Consider the following 331-nt stretch of genomic DNA (forward strand, 5'->3'; position numbering starts at 1 on the left):
GTCGAGGCGTTCCGGGTCCATGGTGGCGATGAGGCCGTTGTCGCCGGTGCCCGCGGCGTGGACGATGCCGGTCAGCGGGTGCTCGGCCGGGATCGAGGCGAGCAGCCCGGTGATGTTGGCCGGGTCGGCGACATCACAGGCGGTGAGGGTGATCTCGGCGCCCAACAGGGAGAGTTCCTCGGCCAGTTCGACCGCGCCCTCCGCGTCGGGGCCGCGCCGGCTGGTCAGGACGAGGTGGCGGGCGCCGTGCTCGGTGACCAGGTGCCGGGCCAGGTGCGCACCGATACCGCCGGTGCCGCCCGTGATCAGGACCGTGCCCGCCGGATCGAGG

At 73.7% G+C, this 331-nt stretch carries 1 protein-coding gene; it reads right to left on the reverse strand.

All coding sequences use genetic code 11. The features are described 5' to 3' along the window. Positions 1-331, reverse strand: a 331-nt coding sequence (locus ADK52_RS11815; RefSeq protein WP_159045910.1) for an SDR family NAD(P)-dependent oxidoreductase, incomplete at both ends; no start/stop codon positions are given.

The sequence above is a fragment of the Streptomyces sp. WM6372 genome (genome assembly GCF_001279655.1).
Lineage (GTDB): Bacteria > Actinomycetota > Actinomycetes > Streptomycetales > Streptomycetaceae > Streptomyces.